Consider the following 17450-nt stretch of genomic DNA (forward strand, 5'->3'; position numbering starts at 1 on the left):
GGGCATCGAGCGCGCCATCATGCGCGGACGTGCAATGCAGGGCTGGGTGCGCGTATCGCCGGAAACCTGCGGCGACGACGCGCTGCGCCGACGACTGGTCCGCGCAGCACTCGATTTCGTGGGCTCGCTACCGCCGAAACGGTAACGAACGCTTCATCGCGCTTACTTGATCTCGACGACGGCCAAGCCTTGCGGCGGCAGCGTGATCGTCAACGTACCGTCCTTGATCGCGATCGATTCGGGCGCGGGCAATTCGGCAGCCTTGCGCAGTTCCTTCTGCTGAACAGGCGTGGGATAACGCGGCGAGCCCATCTTCTCGTAGGCCGGACGCAAGTCGCCATGCTCGCGGTCGACGCGCGAAACCTGCGCCGAGGTCGCCTTCGAGTTCCTGAGCTTGAGCGTCAGCGTGACCGGCGCGCTCTTCGCCTTGTCGGCCTTGTCCGCGGCCTGGTCCAGGCCGGACGGCGCGTAATTCCACAGCGCGAGCACGAGCGAGCCATCCTTGTTGCGCGTCGCCAGTACCGAGTCGGACGGAACCGCAATGCGCTCGTCGCCGAGCTTGTGCAACACTTTGAACGCGTTGTACGCGGGCTTGGGCAGGTTGTCTGCGGCAATCAGACCGAAGCCACCGTACAGCGGCGTCTTGACCACGCCCTGCTCCTCGAACACGTCGGAGAACGACCAGTAGGACATGATGTCGACGAGGCCGTCGCACTGCGCAATCGTCGAGGCCATCCACGGCCCCATGTAGGTCGAGTCGGTCACCTGCGTGGTGTTGTCGTAGGCGGCGTTGAACTCGCTCCAGACCAGTTGCGTATTCGGCGCTGCCGACTTCTTGATTTCCTCATGCACCTTCTTCACTGCACGGCAGACCATCTTGTCGCGAGGAATCTCCTCGTTCGTGCCGAACACATTGTCCGCGGTGTCGTTGCCGTAGACATGGGTCGAGGCGAAGTCGAAAGGTATATTTTTATCCTTGCAATGCTTGATGAACTCGGCGACCCACGCGGCCTGCGCCGTCGACGGCCCGCCGATGCGCAGGCGCTTGTCGACGCCCTTGAGCGCGAGCGCGGTGTGGTCGTAAAGAGTCCAGTACGTCTTCTGCAGCGGGAATCCGGCCCAGAAGCCGATATTCGGTTCGTTCCACACCTCGAACAGCCAAGTCGATACTTCATCGATGCCGTAGCGTTCGATCAAGTGCCTGGCGAACGCCTGGATCATCGCATCCCACTTCGCGTAGTCCTTCGGCTCGGAGATGTTCGGGTGGTACCAGAACGGATGCCAGAATTCGCCCGAGGCGAGTTTCTTCGGCATGAACGACAGCTCGACGAAGGGCTTCACGCCGTCGGCGAGCAGGCCATCGTAGATCTGGTCGACGTAGGACCAGTTGTAGACGGCCTTGCCCTGCGCGTCCTCGTCGTAGATGCCGACTTCGTCGTGGAAGATGTTGTGGAAGCGCACGTATTTGAAGTCGGTCGCGGCTTTCACCGCGCGGATGTCCTGCCGGTACGAATCGCGCAGCGCAAGGATCGCGCGGCCCGAGCCGAAGCTCTGTTCCCAGAAATGCGGGAACGCGCGCGCCTTCGCCGCAGCGTCGATCTCGACGGTCTGCGCACACAGCACCGGCGACGCCGCGGCGAGCGCGAGCGACAACAGGCCGAGCTTGAGTTTCGATGCACCCGTGGAATTCTTCATGGCTACTCCCCGACTATTTTTCTGATTGCATGTTCGCTCGCCGACCTGCCGATCGGCAGCCCGCGATGGTCGCTAGCGTAGCAGTAAAACGAAGCAATGAAAACGTTTACATTGGCGTCACAGCGATATTTCCCCGTGTGACCGAATTCCTGTTTTATGTGCGCGACGCGGGGCACGATTCGCTGGATAATTGCGAGGAATCCCGACATCGATCATCAAATGCCCGTGAATTTTTCCGTCCCGAACCCATCGAACCGCACCGCACCCGGCGCGATCGCGATCCTTGTCTCCGCCTTGCTTGGGGGCATGGCCGGAGGCGTCGCCTGGTGTTTTCTCTCGCTGTGGCTGCCGTGGTTCGCGCTGTTCTGGATCGTGCCGATCGCGATCGTGCTCGCCGTGTCCGCGCGCTGGCAGGGCTATCGCGAAGGAGCGGCGATCGCCTGCACGCTGCTTGCGGTGCTGATCGCATTCGCCTATGCGCAGTACCTGTTCGGCGCAGTGCGCATCGCCGATTCGATGGGCCTGCCGCTGCGCGAAGCGCTGTTCAAGGCCGGATTCAGCCTGACCGCCGATATCGCCTGGGCGAATTTGCGCGCTCCGGATTGGATCGCGCTGGCGCTGGCCATGGTCGGCGGCGTGGCCGTCGCTCGATTGCGCAGCCCAAGTCGTCAAACAAGCGACGACAGCTAACCCGATTTCGGCGCCGAGCCCGGATTCTGTTTGCGAAATTCCTCTACGGGCAACCCGGCGATGCCCCAGTTCTCCATCGGCACTTCGTCGATCACGACGATGGTTGTCTTCGGATTCTTGCCAAGCACGCGCTGCAGCAGCTCGGTCGCGCCTTTGATCAGCTCGGCCTTCTGCGCCTCGGTCGCGCCTTCACGCGTGATGCGGATGTTGACGTAGGGCATGGTATTTCCTCTGTAACGACCGCTGTTTGGATTGACCATCGGGATCGCCGAACTGCCGCAATAAGAACACGCTCATTTGCGTGGCTTAAAGTGAATGAGCATCTTGGCAATGGCGCGCCATAGCCTCGCACCGCGCAAGTCCGGCGGCAACGCAGCAACGGGATACCACTTGTACTCGAAGCCCTGTGCGCCGCGCGGTTTGAGCGGCCACAGGTCAATGACGTCGGATGCAAACGCCACGGCAACTGCCGACGCCCAGCCCGGTTCTGGCGCCACAACTACACCGCCGGAGAAGCCTCGTGCGTCGCCCGTGGTCCCGGAATCAAGATCCCCTTCGCCCGCGTGCGAACGCATGAGGGCCGCATCAACCGCAGCGACCTGCGCATCGATATCAGCCGATTCGAATACTTCGACAGCGCGCGCCAACGCTCGATATTGGCGTCCATCCCAGCGTTCTGATTGAAACAAATACGCTCCGGGCCGCGCATAGACGATGATACGCGATGGCTTGATTGCCGGGCAATCTGGTTGCGCGCGCGTAGCCTCGCTGCGTCAGTTCACGCTCGTCGTCGCATTTTTGCAGAAGAGGAATCATCGCAGCCAATTGCGCGCGCAGCATGACAAAACCCATCTCGCCCGTCACGGCGACGAGATCGCGCGTGGGATGAAATTGCACTTGCCCTGCACGCACCGGCAACTCCAGGCGCTCGTCGCTGATACCGACTTGGATCGTGTCCCCAGCCGAAACGGCCCAAGCTGCGCCATCATGCGACAAGCTCGGAAACGGCAACGCCGAACCGCCGCAGGCAAAGCTACGTTCAACCATCAGCGTGTCAAGAGTCGCCACATCGATGATGAATTCGTCTTCATGATGCGCATCGCGCCGGTGATGCAACAGCAACTTGCATCGGTCGCCGGACATTCCGGTATTCAGTCCGACCCACTCGCGCGGCAGACGCTGAGGATCATGCTCGGTCAGCGGCCAACGCCAGCGCCACAGCGCGCACGGCGCAGCAACGTTGAGCCGATTCACATGACTGCTTTGGGCAACAATTACTTCACCGCGATCCGGCAGCCAGTACACCTCACCGGCGACACCGGTCTTTTCCAATTGGCGCTGATGCAGAATCTTGCCATCGTTGGCATCCAGCAAGAGAAACATTCCCCCATGCGCCAACTGCAACACGGTGCGCCGATCCGGACCGAAGCAGCCGCTGCCGTCCAGCCGAGCCATGCCGTATTGAGCCTTGAACTTGACCAGCAATTCGCCGCTTGGAATCGCGAAGCGCGCGAATTCCGACTGCTCATTGCGCATCAGCAGTTCGCTGCCATCAGGGGAAAACGCGAACTCCCAAGGATTCTGCACCGCGCCCTCGAAACGCAGCAACTTCACGCCACGCAGGACGTCCCAAAGGAAACATCCACTGTTGGTCTTCACGAACAGATAATCGCCGCTTGGCGAAAACAGCATGCGGGCACAGGAACCTACGAAAAACGCAGGCAGTTCGAGCTTGGGTTTCCGCAGCTCCGGAAGATCGACACCGTAGCGCAGCGCAAGATCGTGCTGCGCCTGCTCGAAGGATCTTTTGCCTGTATCAGTCAAGCAAAGACCTTTCACGATCCGCGTCGTTAGTGCCCGCCTCCGCCGTCGACCGCCTTGAGTCCGGCGATCAGCTTGTTCGCCGCGTCCTGGCCGTCGGCGTAGAGCATGTTCGTGTTGTCCTGGTAGAACAGCTCGTTCTCGATGCCGGCGAAACCGGTGCCCTTGCCGCGCTTGATGACGATGGTCTTCTTCGCGTTGGCGACGTCGAGAATCGGCATGCCGTAGATCGGCGAGGACTTGTCGGTCTTCGCGGCCGGATTGACCACGTCGTTGGCGCCGATGACGATGGCGACGTCGCAGTTCGGGAACTCCGGGTTGATGTCATCCATGTCGGCGATCAGGTCGTACGGCACGCCGGCCTCAGCAAGCAGCACGTTCATGTGGCCGGGCATGCGGCCGGCGACCGGATGGATCGCGAACTTCACGCTCTTGCCGCGCGCGATCAGATTCTTCGACAACTCCCAGATCTTGTGCTGCGCCTGGGCCACGGCCATGCCGTAGCCGGGCACGATGATGACGTTGTCGGCCATGTACAGCAGCGAGGCAGCATCGTCGGCCTCGATCGGCTTTTGCGAGCCCTTGATCTCCTGCGCGCTCGCGCCGCCGCCGCCGAAATTCGAGAACAGTACGTTCGCGATCGATCGGTTCATCGCCTTGGCCATCAGCCTTGTGAGCAGCGTACCCGCGGCGCCAACCACGGTACCGGCGATGATCAGCGCGATATTGCCCTGCACGTAGCCTTCGAAGCCGACCGCGAGGCCGGTGAACGCGTTGTACAGCGAGATCACCACGGGCATGTCGGCGCCGCCGATCGGCAGCGTCATCAGTACACCGAACAGCAACGCGAGGGCGAAGAACAGCACGATCCACTGCGTCTGCAGATGCCACACGGAGTAGAGGCCGATCAGCAACGCGGCAAGGAAGCAGGCGCCGTTGACGAGCTTCTGCCCGCCGAAACGGAAGGTTTTGTCCATGCGCCCATCGAGCTTGGCCCAAGCGATGATCGAGCCGGTCATCGAGATCGAGCCGATCAGTGCGCCGATCACCGCAAGCAGGGTTTGCGTCGTGGTCAGGTGATTCTCGAAGTGGGTCTGCGTCGCCGCGCCGAGCAGAGCGGCCGCGCCGATCGCCGCAGCCGAGCCGCCGCCCATGCCGTTGTACAGCGCGACCATCTGCGGCATGTCGGTCATCGCGACCTTCTTGCCCCAGATCCACGCGATCGCGGTCGAGGCGGCGATCGCGATGAAGATCAGCGCCGCGTTCTCGATCAGCACATGGCCGGGAACTTCGCTATGGAAGAACGTCGCAACCACCGCGATCAGCACACCGATGCCGGCCCACTGGATGCCGCTGCGTGCGGTCACCGGCGAGGACATGCGCTTGATGCCAAGGATCAGCAGCACCGCGGCGACGAAATAGCTCGCCTGGATCAGCAACGAAACGATCTGGGCCGCTTCCATCACTTGGCCTCCCCGGCGGCCGCCGGCTTCTTCGACGACTTGAACATCTCGAGCATGCGCTCGGTGACGACGTAGCCGCCGGCCGCGTTGCCAGCGCCGAGGAACACGCCGATGAATCCGATCACCTGCTGCCACCAGGTCGTCGCCTCGCCGAGCGCGATCATCGCGCCGACGAGGACGATGCCGTGAACGAAGTTCGAGCCCGACATCAGCGGCGTGTGCAGAATCACCGGTACGCGCGAGATGATCTCGTGGCCGGTGAAGGCGGCAAGCATGAACAGGTACAGCGCGAGGAATCCATCGATCATGATTGCGCTCCTTCCACCAATTGCTTCGTCGGCTCGTGTTTGATCTCGCCCGCGTGGGTCACACAGGTCTTGGCGATCAGCTCGTCGTTCCAGTCGAGGTTGAGATCGCCCTCCTTGGTGATCGACAGTTCAAGAAAGTTGTACAGGTTCTTCGCGTACAGTTCGCTCGCGTGGATCGGCGTGGTCGCGGCGAGGTTGACCGGACCGATGATCGTGACGCCGTTGTCGGTGACAATGGTCTTGCCGGGTTCGGTCAGCTCGCAGTTGCCGCCGGTCTCGGCGGCGATGTCGACGATGACCGAGCCGGGCTTCATGCCGCGCACCATGTCGGCGCTGATGATGCGCGGCGCCTTGCGCCCCGGCAGGGCGGCCGTGGTGACGATCACGTCGACGCCCTTGATATGCTCGGCCAATGCGCCCTGCTGCTGCGCGCGCTCTTCGGCGGTCAGCTCGCGCGCGTAGCCGCCCGTGCCCGCGGCGCTAACGCCGAGCTCGACGTACTTCGCGCCGAGCGACTGGATCTGCTCCTTCGTCTCGGGGCGCACGTCAAAGCCTTCGACCTGCGCGCCGAGACGGCGTGCGGTCGCGATCGCCTGCAAACCGGCCACGCCGGCGCCGACGATCAGCGCCTTCGACGGCCGTACCGTGCCCGCCGCGGTCGTCAGCATCGGGAAAAATTTCGGGCTCGCTTCGGCAGCGATCAGCACAGCCTTGTAGCCGGCGATGTTGGCCTGCGAGGACAGCACGTCCATCGCCTGCGCACGCGTCGTGCGCGGCAGCAGTTCCATCGCGAAACTCGTGATCTTCGCATCGCGCAGCGCCTTGATGCGCTCGGGCGCGAGATGTGGCTGCAGATAGCCGATCGTGACCGAACCCGGCTTGAGCGTGGCGATTTCCTCGAGCGTCGGCGGTTGCACGGTCAGCAGCACGTCGGCCTTTGCCAACGCATCGCGTGCATCGTCCGCGACGTCGACATCCTTGAACGCGGCATCGGGAAAGCTCGCCGCCTTGCCGGCGTCGTGCTCGATCACGAGGTTGACTCGCTTGGCCTTCAGCTTCTTCGCCACGTCCGGCGTCAAGGCGACGCGGCGTTCGCCCGGCACGGTCTCGCGTACCGTGCTGATCGTGATGCTCATGCACAAATCCCCGATGGCTACCGAATCTTCATCCTAGCCGAGCTTGCAGGCTTATGCCATACGCCTTTGGCCGCAATGTTATCCTGCACTCTGCCCCACGCCGCAGGCCGCGATCGGCCCTCTCGAAGCATGTCTGCACTCGATTTTCTGAATAGCCGTCTATCCGTCCCTTCGCGCCAGCTCGGCGAGCCGGCGCCGTCGGCGCAACAACTCGAACAACTGCTCGCCGTCGCGATGCGCGTGCCCGATCACGGCAAGCTCATGCATACGCGCCTGCTGCTGATCCGCGGCGACGCGCGCGCGAAACTCGGCGCGGCGCTTGCGGCAATTCACCGCAGGATCGAACCGGGTGCTCCCGAGGCGGTGTTCGAGAAGGATCGCGAGCGCTACAACTTCGCGCCGCTGATCGTCTGCGTGATCGCGCGTATCGATGAACGCCATGCGAAAATCCCCGCGCAGGAGCAGATCCTTTCTGCCGGCTGCGTCGCCTACAACCTGCTGCTCGGCGCGCAGGCACTCGGCTATGGCGCGCAGTGGCTGACCGGCTGGGCAGCCTACAACCGCGATGCCGCCGCACGGCTCGGACTCGACGCGAACGAGCGCGTGATCGGCTTCGTACACATAGGCACCGTGCTGAAGCCCGCCGTCGAAGGGCCGCGACCGATTCTGGCCGACGTCGTCAGCGAGTTGAAGCTGTGAATCCGATGCAGACACTGCACCTGATTGACTCGAGCCTCTATATCTTCCGCGCCTGGCATTCGCTGCCCGATGAATTCCACGACGTCGACGGCGCACGGGTCAACGCGGTGCAGGGCTACACGCGCTTCCTCTGCGACTTCCTCGAACGCGCGCGGCCCACGCACGTGCTCGCGGCATTCGACGAATCACTCGTGTCCTCATTCCGCAACGCGATCTACCCCGAGTACAAAGCCAACCGCGAATTGCCGCCGCCGGAGCTCAAGGTGCAGTTCGCCTACTGCAAGCAAGTTGCCGCGGCGCTCGGCGTCTGCGTGCTCACGGACGAACAGCTCGAAGCGGATGATCTGATCGGCAGTGCGGTCGAGATGGCGCGCAAGGAAAATTTCCGCAACGTGATCATCTCGGCCGACAAGGATTTCGGCCAGCTCATCGGCCCGCACGACGAACAATGGGATTTCTCGAAGAACGAGCGCTGGGATGCGCAGGGCGTCAAGCAGCGCCTCGGCGTGCGCCCTGACCAGGTTGTCGACTATCTCGCCCTGACCGGCGATGCGGTCGACAATATCCCCGGCGTACCCGGCGTGGGGCCAAAGACGGCGGCGACGCTGCTCGCGCATTTCGGTTCGCTGGACGCGCTACTCACGCGCATCGAAGAGGTGCCGTATCTGCGCTTCCGCGGCGCAGCCCAGGCCTACGCGAAGATCAAGGCGCATCGCGAGCAGGCGCTGCTGTCGCAACGCCTGTCGGCGATCGTGCTCGATGCGCCGCTGCCGGGCGGCGTCGAATCCATGTGCTGGCGCGCGCCCGACCACGGCGAGCTCGATGCCCTGTTCGACCGCCTGCGCTTCGGTCCGCTGACGCGTTCCCGCTGTCGTCAGCTTGCGCCGACCGGCGGGTGAATCCTCGCGGCGACGATGCGCTGATCGACCTCAGGGATTCGTCGCCGGCTTTTGCGTCGCTGCGCCCGAAGGCTGGGCGAAACCCTTCGGCGGCGTCTTGCGCATTTTCTCGATCTCCTCCGGAGTGTACTTGTGCGCTGCCGGCATCGCCGGCGCCTTCTGATTCCATGCATAGAGCATATTGGTGCGGAAGATGTGCACGGGTTCGAGCTTGCCCGCATCGGTCAACACGCCGAGATCGCTGTAAAGCGCTTTCTGGCTGTTCGCGATGAAATAGAGGTCGGTACCCGATACGGTTCCGATCGTCGGCATCTTGAATGCCTCCTGCGCTGCGTCCAGCGGTTGCGCCTGAACGATGCTGTGACCGTTGTCGCCGAGCCGCAGGCGCATCACGCGCTTGGGTGACATTTCATTCTGGATCGCTACCAAGGTGCCGTCGTACCAGTACAGTCCGTCGATGCCGCCGAGCGCGAGGCGGGCCGGATCGTAGGCAACGTTGAACGGCTTGCCTTGGGTCAAGTCGATGCCAAACAGGCCAAGCGCCACATCGGCAAAGTAGAGCGTGCGCCCGTCGCCCGATACGGCAAGGCCACGGATCCCGCTGAGGCTGGGATTGCCAGTGACGAGCTTGAGTTCGCCGCTGTCGAGGCGGTAGATCTGCTGCACCACGCCATCGGCGACGTAGACCTTGCCATTCGCATCGATCGTGATGCTCGACAGGATATGCCTGCCATCGTCGACGGGCAGCATCGCTTTGCGCACGAACTTGCCGCTCGACAACACGAATTCGTACACACCGGCGCTGCCGGCCATGGCCGCGTCGAAATGATTGAAATGCGGCACGCCGTTGCTGATTGCATAGAGCCGATCATGTGCGGCATCGACGGCGAGACCGAACACGGCCATGAGGCTGTTGGCCACATCAGCCTTGATGAACTCCTTCACCCCACCTTTGCCGTCGGCCAGGTAGATGCCGCCATCGCGCACGCTGCCGATGAGGAACTGCTTGCGTTTCGGATCCCAGGCGATGGCTTCGAACAGGCTGTCGGTCTTCGGCAGGTCGAAGGCGACCTTGCCCTCGCCGAACGGCTTGTTGTTGTCCTCGAAGGTCTTGACGATGTAGTCCCACACCTTGGTGCCGTGCGCGCCTTCGAAGCGCGGATCCTTGGCGATGTCGTAGTAGTAGCCTTGGGTGATCAGGTGCAGCAGGGTATCGTAGGTTTCCGTCTTCTGTTCGCCGCCGGCATAGGCCATCGCCAGTTGCAGACGCAGGTCGCCGGAATTCGGGAACAGTTGGGTCAGGCGCTGCAGCGTCCAGATGAAATGCTCGGGTTCGCCGGCGTCCATGTAGATCTGGCCGAGCTTGCTCAGCGAATTGGGATCGCGCGATTGCATGATCTGGTCTTGCGTCAACGCCACGGCCTTTTTCACCATCTCGGCCTTGGCCGCTTCCTCGGGCGTCTGCGGTTGCGCCGGGGCGGCCTGTTCCTGCGCGACCGGCGCTGGCGCGGGCGCGGGCGCGGACTGTGCCGGAGCGGTATCGGGCTGCTTCGAGCAGGCGGCCAGGGCGAGCACGGCGATGAGCGGATAGAATCGGATTGTCATGGGCATCTGGTCTGGGCGGGCCGCAGCGATGCGGCCGGGAAGGTGTCGGGCCGCGCTAGAGACCGCACGGCACCGATGAAGTTCGCAAGGCCGCCTGCAGGCGGCGGAATATCCGGAAAATTGTACACGATGACGACAACCGAGGTACTTCACGAGGGCCGCTGGCTGCGCCTGCTCAAGCGCGGACGCTGGGAGTACGCCGAACGCACCAATCCGGGCGGCGCGGTCATCATCATCGCGCTGACCGACACGGACAAGATCCTGTTCGTCGAACAATGGCGTGAACCGATTCAGGCGAAAACCATCGAGATGCCGGCCGGCCTGATCGGCGACATTGCCGGCAGCCACGACGAGTCCGCGATCCTCGCGGCCGAACGCGAGCTGCTCGAGGAAACCGGCTACCGTGCCGCGCACATCGACTACCTCACCGAAGGGCCGTCGTCGGCGGGCATGAGCAACGAGGTCATCGCCTTCGTGCGCGCCCGCGGGCTCGTGCGCGAGCACGCCGGCGGCGGCGACAACACCGAGGACATCATCGTGCACGAAGTGCCGCGAGCCGACGCGTCGCATTGGCTGATCGGCAAGATGCGCGAGGGCTACTCGATCGATCCCAAGCTGTTCGCCGGGCTCTATTTCCTCGAGCACGGCGAAACGCTGTTCCGCTGATCAGCTTCTTCTATTTCGCTTCGAGTTTGTTGCCGCGCCTGATGCCGCTCAACTCGACCTCACCCGCAGGCACGATGCGATAGCGCACGCGCACGGTGCCGATCTGCGGGTGCGCCGCATCGCCGCCCGCGTAGAGCACGCCATCGACGACGTTGAACGTCGCCGCCATGTTCGGTGGCAGCGCGCCGACCTTGACTGGATAATCCTGCGCCGCCTGCGTTTCGAGCATTTTCGGATCAACGACAAGGTCGCCGAGTCTGATCTCGCCAGCGGCGAAGCGCGCGTCGGCGAACGGTACCGGCGGATTCTCGTGTCCTTTCGGCTCGCGGAACCTCAGCGAATCGACCTGCCCCGGCGACCACGACTTCTCGTACGAGCATCCGCTACCGGCCAGCTCACAGCGTTCGTGCCATTGATACATTTCCACAATGCGCAAAAGTATTGCCGCGTCGGCGGCGATGCCGAGTTGCGTATCGCGTGGCGCGTGCTTTACCGAGAGTTTGCCACCAAGCTTGACCGGAACCGCGGCAGTTGCCTCGGGCGCCGCATCGGTCTTGCGCGCCGGCAGCGGCAGTTCGGCGCTGATGGTCGACACCGCCGACTGCACGCGCACGCGGTGCTGCCACGCCCAGATGGCACCGAGGCCGAGCAGGATCAGCGCGACGAAAACGCCAATCCTGCGCGACGAAACCTTCTGCTTGCGCTTGCGTGCCATGCCAAACCCGACCGGACCTACTTGACCACGGCGCCGCCGGACGTCTGCCGCGGATCGGTGCCCGCGTGCAGTTTGTTCGTCGCGCGGTCCCAGCTCACCGCGTTCATGAAGCCCCAGGTGCGTTCGGATTCGCTGACCTTGTGCCCCATCGCTTCGAGCGCTTTCACTTCATCGGCGCTGAACGCGTTCTTCTCGGCCGAGATCACATCGGGCAGGTACTGATGGTGATAGCGCGGATTGCCGACGAATTTCTCCGGCTGCTCGCCGTCGATGAAGGCGAGGATGCCTTCGAGCACCATCGTGATGATGCGGCTGCCGCCCGGCGTGCCGATCACGCCGATGCGGTCGGCACCGACGACAAAACTCGGCGACATCGACGACAGCGGCCGGCGCCCGGCCGCGGGCGCGTTCGCATCGGTGCCGACCACGCCGTAGACATTGGGCTTGCCGGCGACGAGGGCGAAATCGTCCATCTCGTCGTTGAGCAGGAAACCCGTGCCCGGCACGACCATGCCCGAGCCGAAGACGAAGTTCACCGTCTGCGTCGCCGACACGCGGTTGCCGTCCTTGTCGATGATCGAGAAATGCGTCGTGTGCGGGCCCTGCGGCGGCGTCATGTACGGCGGCAGCAGGTCGCTCGGCGTCGCCTTTTCGGGATGGATCGTCGAGCGCAGGCCGGCTGCGTACATGGGACTGCTCAGTTCATCGAGCGGCATCTTCACGAAATCGGGATCACCGAGGTACTGCGCGCGGTCGCGATAGGCGCGGCGCATCGCCTCGACGATCAGGTGCGTGCGGTGCACGCGGTCGAGTTTGGCGAGGTCGTAGCCGGAGAGGATGTTGAGCATCTCCTCGATCGCGATGCCGCCCGAGGACGGCGGCGGCGCGGTGACGATTTGCCAATCGCGATACTTGAACGAGATCGGCTCACGCTCCTTGACCTTGTAGTCCGCGAGATCGGCCAGCGACCAGCGCCCGCCGTTCTTCTTCACGTCGTCGACCAGGCGCGCGGCGAATTCGCCGCGGTAGAAACCCTCGTTGCCCTTGGCCGCGATCAGTTCCAGGATCTTGGCGATATCGGGATTCTTGAACACCCAGCCCGCCTGCGGCACTTCGCCGTTGACGAGGAACAGCGACTTCGACGCGGCATAGCGCTCGAAGATCGGCTTGCGATAGCGCACCTCGTCGACGAAGCGCTTGTCGACCGCGAAGCCGGCACGCGCGATGCGGATCGCCGGCGCCATCGACTTCGCCAGTGGCAGCTTGCCGTAGTGTTCGGCCAGCCAGACTAGTCCGGCGGGTTCGCCCGGAATCGCGGCCGACAGCGGTCCGTTGAGCGAGTGGTCCTTGTCGAGATCGCCGTTCGCGGCGAGGTAGTCCTTCGCATCGACCGCGGCCGGTGACGTTTCGCGGGCATCGACGAAAACGTCCTTGATTGAATCGGCCTTGCCGTCGCCCGCAACGTGCAAAAGGAACATGCCGCCGCCGCCGATGCCCGAACTCTGCGGTTCGACCACCGACAGCGCCGCCGCAACCGCGACCGCCGCGTCGAACGCGTTGCCGCCTTGGGCGAGCGCCTCGAAGCCGGCTTCGGTCGCGAGCTTGTGCGCGCTCGCGATCGCCGCATGTCCCGGTTTCGATGCGGCTTCGGCCTGCTGCGGCGCGGCCGCCTGCACGCCCATGGCCACAGCGATCAGGGCAAAGGAAAAAGTATACAAAATCCGTCTAGGCATCGTTCGGCTCCGGCTTGTCCGCATGATCTGCGGTCAACACGCGGTATTTTTCAAGCAGGGTTTCACGCGACTCCACATGCGCCGGGTCGATGATGATGCATTCGACCGGGCACACCTCCACGCACTGCGGCGTGTCGTAGTGGCCGACGCACTCGGTGCAGCGCGAGGGTGCGATCTCGTAGATGACCGCGCCGAGCGCAATCGCCTGGTTCGGGCAGACCGGTTCGCAGACGTCACAGTTGACGCAGGTGTCGAGGATTATCAGGGACATGTACTTTTGCTCTCATCCCTGATCGCGAAGATCACAAAGCGGACATCCCTGTCCGCACATTTCAACAAAAAGCCACGTCGCCCCGACAGGGAATGCCGGGACGACGATTCGGCATGCCAATCGCGCTACGCGCTCTTGGGCCGAATCGTTATTTCAACTCGACGAAATAGTACGTCGCGCCGGTCTTCTCGACCGCAGGCTTGACCCGCTCGGAATCCGCCGGCGTGCCGATGAACAGGATGAACACGCCTTTGAACGAACCGTCCTTCGCGTCCTTGAACGCGTCGATCGCCGTGTCGGCCGTGTAGGTCGAGTTCGGACCACCGAAGGCCATGAACGCGCCGGGCAGAACGCCGCGCTGCACCGTGGTCTGGATATTGTCGAGACCGTTCTGGCGATCGGCCTTGGCCGCATCGTCGTCGCCACCCGGGATGAAGTAGACGTACGGATGGTTGGTCTTCACCGTCGACGCGTTGTCGCGCAGGAACTTGGTCACGACCGCCTTGAAGTACGGCGCCCACGCGGCCTTGTCGATCGTGTCTTTCGGGATCACGAGCGCGGCGGCTTCCTTGGCCAGTGCCTCGGCCTTGGCGGCGGCTTCGGCAGCCTTGGCCTTCTCCTCTTCGCTCGGCCCGCAGGCGGCGAGCAGCAATACGGCGGCGAGCGCCGCAATCATGCGAAAAGTATACTTTTTCATTTCATCTCCCGTTACTGATTGCAAGAAATCTGTCGAACGCAAAACCGGGCATCCGCTTCAAACATGCCCCCAGCGCTTGCGCATCGCGTGCTGCACGGCCGGATGGACGAAGCCGGACACGTCGCCGCCCAGGCGCGCGATTTCGCGCACGAGCGAGGACGAAATGAAACTGTACTGCTCCGAGGGCGTCAGGAACAAGGTTTCCGCGCGCGGGATCAGATGGCGGTTCATGCTCGCAAGCTGGAATTCGTACTCGAAATCCGACACCGCGCGCAGGCCGCGCAGGATCACGCCGGCGCCGACATCCTCGACGAAATGCGCGAGCAGCGAGGAAAAACCGCGCACTTCGACATTCGCGATGTCCGCAAGCGCTTCGCGCGCGAGCGCGATGCGCTCGTCGAGACTGAAGCCCGGCCCCTTGTTCGGGCTTTCCGCGACCGCGACGATGACGCGCTCGAACAGCGGCGCCGCGCGCATAGTCAGATCGACATGCCCGTTGGTGATCGGATCGAACGTACCCGGATAGATCGCGATGCGTGCGCGTTCGGCGGGAATGGTCTGGTTCGGCATGGGTCGCGTCCGGCTCGGGCAATGCCTTCAACTGGGCGCAAGCTTAGCCGATCGGCGATACAGCGCATAGCGCACCGCGCCGGCGCGACCCTCGCGATGCGGCTGCCACGCGGACGGCAATTGCAGCGTCCGCTCCAGCGGCGACTCGACATAGATCAGCGCCGCGGACGCGAGCCACGCGTTCGCCTCGAGCAGCTGCGCCGACTCATCCCACAGATTCGATGCGAACGGCGGATCGAGGAAGACGAGGTCGCGGGGCTGCGCCGGCGGTTCGCGCAGCACGGCCAGTGCATCGGCGCAGCGCACGCGCCCGCTTTCCTGGCGCAGCCGCACGAGATTTTCGCGCAACGCCTGCGCGAGCCGAGCGTCGCGCTCGATGAAATCGACCTGCGCCGCGCCGCGTGACAGCGCCTCGATGCCAAGCACGCCGGTGCCGGCGAAAAGATCCAGGCAATGCGCACCGGCGATGTACGGCGCGAGCCAGTTGAACAGCGTTTCGCGCACGCGATCGGGCGTAGGCCGCAAGCCTTCGAAATCGGCAACTGCGAGCTTCGATCCGCGCAGATCCCCGCCGACAATGCGCAGCTTGCCGGGCGCCGCGATCGCGCGGGGATTGCTTGAGATCGACCTCATCGGCCCAAAATCGGCGGCGGCGCGGGTGTTAGCATGGCGCCATTGTCTTTCAATTCGCAGCGAAGATGTTCAAGTTCTGGAAGAAAAAGCCGTCCGAGGAAACCCTGGAATCCGCAGTCGAGGGCAACGAAGCGGAACCGCAGGCGCTGACCGACGAGTTGCCGTCTCCGCCGCTCGCGACCGTCGAGCAGCGCACCACCGCTGAATCTGAATTCGCTGAAGCTGCGGATTCGACGCAATCGGCGAGCGATGCTGCCTCGTCGGCAACCCCGCCGTCTGCTCCGCCCAAACGCAGCTGGCGCGAGCGCCTCGCCGGCAGCATCTTCAACCGCAGCATAGGCAGCCTGTTCGCGCGCAAACCCAAGCTCGACGACGCGCTGCTCGACGAACTCGAAACCGCGCTGATCGGCGCCGACGTCGGCGTGAGCGCGACGACGGCGTTGGTCGATGACCTGCGCAAACGCATGAACAAGCGCGAGTTCGCCGACGCCGACGCGCTGCTCGCCGCGCTGCGTGCCGACCTCGTCGCGCTGCTGCAACCCGTGGCCCAGCCGCTGCACATCGACGCAGCGAAGAAACCGTTCGTGATCCTCATGGTCGGCGTCAACGGCGTCGGCAAGACGACGACGATCGGCAAGCTCGCGCGCCGCTTCCAGAGCCGGGGCCACGGCGTCGCACTCGCCGCCGGCGACACGTTCCGCGCTGCCGCGGTCGAGCAGCTCAAAACCTGGGGCGAGCGCAATGGCGTGCCCGTCGTCGCTCAAGGCTCGGGCGCGGACTCGGCCAGCGTGATCTTCGACGCGCTGCAGTCGGCGCGCTCGAAGCAGCTCGACATACTCATCGCCGACACGGCCGGGCGCCTGCACACGCAGGCGGGCCTGATGGACGAACTCGCCAAGATCCGCCGCGTGCTCGGCAAGCTTGACGCCGAGGCGCCGCACGAAGTGCTGCTCGTGATCGACGGCACCACGGGCCAGAACGCGGTCAACCAGACGCGTCAGTTCCGTGCCGCGATCGGCGTGACCGGCCTCGTCGTCACCAAACTCGACGGCAGCGCCAAGGGCGGCGTGGTGTTCGCGCTGGCCAAGGAGTTCGGCCTGCCGATCCGCTTCGTCGGCCTCGGCGAGACCGCCGAAGACCTGCGCGAGTTCGAACCCGCCGCATTCGTCGACGCGCTGCTGCCGGCGAACCTCGGCAATAGCGAAGCCGCGGCTACGTGAGCGACGATTTCACCCCTCGCCTGCTGCATTGGTTCGACGCGCACGGTCGTCACGACCTGCCTTGGCAACACCCGCGCACACCGTATCGCGTCTGGCTTTCCGAGGTGATGCTGCAGCAGACCCAGGTCACCACGGTCATTCCGTACTTTTTGCGCTTTGTGGAAAAGTTGCAAAGTATAAAAGCGCTTGCCGCGGCGTCCGAAGACGAGGTCTTTGCGCTCTGGTCCGGGCTCGGCTACTACAGCCGCGCGCGTAACCTGTATCGCGCCGCGCAGCTCTGCGTCGAACGCCATAGAGGCGAGCTTCCCGAGGATTTCGACGCACTGCTCGCGCTACCGGGCATCGGCCGCTCGACCGCGGGCGCGATCGCGGCGCAGGCCTTCGATCGCCGCTGCGCGATTCTCGACGGCAACGTCAAGCGCGTGCTCGCCCGCTTCCACGGCATCGCTGGCTGGCCCGGCGAAGCGGCGACGGAAAACCGTCTGTGGCAACTCGCCGAAGCACATACGCCAAATGCGCGCGTCGCCGACTATACGCAGGCGATCATGGACCTCGGCGCAACCGTGTGCACGCGCGCGAAGCCGCGCTGCGATGCTTGTCCTTTTGCCGCTGATTGCATCGCGCACCGC

At 63.9% G+C, this 17450-nt stretch carries 20 protein-coding genes; 6 read left to right on the forward strand and 14 right to left on the reverse strand.

Going from position 1 to position 17450, the window contains the following annotated elements:
* Positions 1-162: 162 nt before the first annotated feature.
* Positions 163-1695: a GH39 family glycosyl hydrolase gene (locus VF497_RS16985; RefSeq protein WP_330890927.1), complete on the reverse strand. Its 1533-nt coding sequence runs from the start codon at positions 1693-1695 to the stop codon at positions 163-165.
* A gap of 225 nt (positions 1696-1920) precedes the next feature.
* Here VF497_RS16985 and VF497_RS16990 point away from each other — a divergent pair, with 225 nt between their 5' ends.
* Positions 1921-2385: a hypothetical protein gene (locus tag VF497_RS16990; protein WP_330890929.1), complete on the forward strand. Its 465-nt coding sequence runs from the start codon at positions 1921-1923 to the stop codon at positions 2383-2385.
* On the opposite strand, the gene VF497_RS16995 is transcribed toward VF497_RS16990, so the two are convergent.
* From VF497_RS16995 to VF497_RS17020, 6 genes are read right to left on the reverse strand one after another with little or no spacing between them, the layout of a single operon-like run.
* Positions 2382-2645 carry a 4-oxalocrotonate tautomerase family protein gene (locus tag VF497_RS16995; RefSeq protein ID WP_330890931.1) on the reverse strand — a complete coding sequence of 88 codons (264 nt, stop codon included), beginning with the start codon at positions 2643-2645 and terminating at the stop codon, positions 2382-2384. The two genes, VF497_RS16990 and VF497_RS16995, sit on opposite strands and share 4 nt — an antisense overlap.
* Positions 2646-2678: 33 nt before the next feature.
* The gene (locus tag VF497_RS17000; RefSeq protein ID WP_330890933.1) at positions 2679-3032 is read right to left on the reverse strand and encodes a hypothetical protein; all 354 of its coding nucleotides are present in this window, start codon (positions 3030-3032) and stop codon (positions 2679-2681) included.
* Positions 2998-4209, reverse strand: a complete 1212-nt coding sequence (locus VF497_RS17005) for a hypothetical protein (protein WP_330890935.1) — start codon at positions 4207-4209, stop codon at positions 2998-3000. The genes VF497_RS17000 and VF497_RS17005 overlap by 35 nt, the downstream gene beginning before the upstream one ends.
* 26 nt (positions 4210-4235) lie before the next feature.
* On the reverse strand, positions 4236-5669 hold the full coding sequence (locus VF497_RS17010) for an NAD(P)(+) transhydrogenase (Re/Si-specific) subunit beta (protein ID WP_018971256.1): 1434 nt from the start codon (positions 5667-5669) through the stop codon (positions 4236-4238).
* Entirely contained in the window at positions 5669-5977 is a 309-nt protein-coding gene (locus VF497_RS17015) for an NAD(P) transhydrogenase subunit alpha (protein ID WP_330890938.1), read from the reverse strand. The genes VF497_RS17010 and VF497_RS17015 overlap by 1 nt, the downstream gene beginning before the upstream one ends.
* Positions 5974-7113, reverse strand: coding sequence for a Re/Si-specific NAD(P)(+) transhydrogenase subunit alpha (locus tag VF497_RS17020; protein ID WP_330890940.1), 1140 nt, complete (start codon positions 7111-7113; stop codon positions 5974-5976). Before VF497_RS17020 ends, VF497_RS17015 begins: the two co-directional genes overlap by 4 nt.
* Positions 7114-7242: 129 nt before the next feature.
* Between VF497_RS17020 and VF497_RS17025 the strand changes: the two genes are divergently transcribed.
* Together VF497_RS17025 and VF497_RS17030 are read left to right on the forward strand one after the other, a co-directional pair.
* Positions 7243-7812 carry a nitroreductase gene (locus VF497_RS17025; protein WP_330890943.1) on the forward strand — a complete coding sequence of 190 codons (570 nt, stop codon included), beginning with the start codon at positions 7243-7245 and terminating at the stop codon, positions 7810-7812.
* Positions 7813-7817: 5 nt separating this feature from the next.
* Positions 7818-8711, forward strand: coding sequence for a 5'-3' exonuclease (locus tag VF497_RS17030; RefSeq protein ID WP_330890944.1), 894 nt, complete (start codon positions 7818-7820; stop codon positions 8709-8711).
* A 30-nt stretch (positions 8712-8741) separates the two neighbouring features.
* Here VF497_RS17030 and VF497_RS17035 read toward each other — a convergent pair whose 3' ends face one another.
* Positions 8742-10316 carry a hypothetical protein gene (locus VF497_RS17035; protein WP_330890946.1) on the reverse strand — a complete coding sequence of 525 codons (1575 nt, stop codon included), beginning with the start codon at positions 10314-10316 and terminating at the stop codon, positions 8742-8744.
* 129 nt (positions 10317-10445) lie between these two features.
* Here VF497_RS17035 and VF497_RS17040 point away from each other — a divergent pair, with 129 nt between their 5' ends.
* On the forward strand, positions 10446-10982 hold the full coding sequence (locus VF497_RS17040; protein ID WP_330890948.1) for an NUDIX hydrolase: 537 nt from the start codon (positions 10446-10448) through the stop codon (positions 10980-10982).
* 10 nt (positions 10983-10992) lie between these two features.
* Here VF497_RS17040 and VF497_RS17045 read toward each other — a convergent pair whose 3' ends face one another.
* From VF497_RS17045 to rsmD, 6 genes are all read right to left on the reverse strand, one after another.
* Entirely contained in the window at positions 10993-11697 is a 705-nt protein-coding gene (locus VF497_RS17045; RefSeq protein ID WP_330890950.1) for a TMEM43 family protein, read from the reverse strand.
* Positions 11698-11714: 17 nt separating this feature from the next.
* Entirely contained in the window at positions 11715-13430 is a 1716-nt protein-coding gene (gene ggt / locus VF497_RS17050; protein ID WP_330890952.1) for a gamma-glutamyltransferase, read from the reverse strand.
* On the reverse strand, positions 13423-13701 hold the full coding sequence (locus VF497_RS17055; protein WP_330890954.1) for a YfhL family 4Fe-4S dicluster ferredoxin: 279 nt from the start codon (positions 13699-13701) through the stop codon (positions 13423-13425). The genes ggt and VF497_RS17055 overlap by 8 nt, the downstream gene beginning before the upstream one ends.
* A 148-nt stretch (positions 13702-13849) precedes the next feature.
* Complete coding sequence (locus VF497_RS17060; RefSeq protein WP_330890956.1) at positions 13850-14398, reverse strand: hypothetical protein; 549 nt, start codon at positions 14396-14398, stop codon at positions 13850-13852.
* A 57-nt stretch (positions 14399-14455) separates the two neighbouring features.
* A complete protein-coding gene (coaD, locus tag VF497_RS17065) occupies positions 14456-14968 on the reverse strand; it encodes a pantetheine-phosphate adenylyltransferase (RefSeq protein WP_330890958.1) in 513 nt (170 codons plus the stop codon).
* A gap of 27 nt (positions 14969-14995) precedes the next feature.
* Positions 14996-15601, reverse strand: a complete 606-nt coding sequence (gene rsmD, locus VF497_RS17070) for a 16S rRNA (guanine(966)-N(2))-methyltransferase RsmD (protein WP_330890960.1) — start codon at positions 15599-15601, stop codon at positions 14996-14998.
* A 65-nt stretch (positions 15602-15666) separates the two neighbouring features.
* Between rsmD and ftsY the strand changes: the two genes are divergently transcribed.
* Together ftsY and mutY are read left to right on the forward strand one after the other, a co-directional pair.
* Positions 15667-16821 (forward strand): signal recognition particle-docking protein FtsY, encoded by a 1155-nt coding sequence (gene ftsY, locus VF497_RS17075; protein ID WP_330890962.1) that lies wholly within the window; start codon positions 15667-15669, stop codon positions 16819-16821.
* A partial coding sequence (gene mutY / locus VF497_RS17080) for an A/G-specific adenine glycosylase (protein WP_330890964.1) occupies positions 16818-17450 on the forward strand: 633 nt, incomplete at its 3' end. The genes ftsY and mutY, both read left to right, overlap by 4 nt.

Origin of the sequence: Rudaea sp. (genome assembly GCF_036383415.1) — a bacterium.
In the GTDB taxonomy this organism is placed as follows: domain Bacteria; phylum Pseudomonadota; class Gammaproteobacteria; order Xanthomonadales; family Rhodanobacteraceae; genus Rudaea.